A 544-nucleotide genomic window follows, 5' to 3' on the forward strand; every position below is an offset into this window, starting at 1 on the left:
AGAAAGGCGAGGAACGCCGAAGAGGTAGTCGAGCTGATCACCGCAGCTGGTGTGTTCGTTGGCATAACCCCTGGCAAGCTCAGCATCGTCCATGGCGGCTATGTCGATACGGGTCGGGAAGGCGTGCTGAGCTTTCAAGTCTTGCATGCTGAGCACCCCATAGAATACGACACCGATTTGGATCACACGATCAGTATCGACCCACGGAAGATAGTCGAAGCTGAGGTCAGCAAGAAAACCCCGAATTGGCATCTCGTGGAAGCCGCCAGCCGGGAGTTTGTTGATGACGATCCTAACCGAGTTCGGTTTTCTGTCGATGCTGCCCATATCCAAAGGCTCGGTGAGCAGCTTGTCAGCAAGCAGGAAACCGCGCTCTCTGAACTCATCAAGAACGCCTACGACGCAGATGCTACGAAGGTCACGCTTACTTTCAGCAGTCAAGAAAAAATAGGCGGCAGTCTCGTTATCGAAGACGACGGCGTGGGGATGACCGAGGACGTCATCCGGTCTTCGTGGATGCGGATATCAACGAACGCGAAAGATA

At 54.0% G+C, this 544-nt stretch carries 1 protein-coding gene; it reads left to right on the plus strand.

Annotated elements, in window-relative coordinates; translation table 11 throughout:
* Positions 1-177: 177 nt before the first annotated feature.
* On the plus strand, positions 178-544 hold a 367-nt coding region (locus tag PL599_RS22690), incomplete at its 3' end, for an ATP-binding protein (RefSeq protein ID WP_271359893.1).

Source organism: Agrobacterium sp. ST15.16.055, assembly GCF_027956555.1.
Classification (GTDB): domain Bacteria; phylum Pseudomonadota; class Alphaproteobacteria; order Rhizobiales; family Rhizobiaceae; genus Agrobacterium; species Agrobacterium salinitolerans.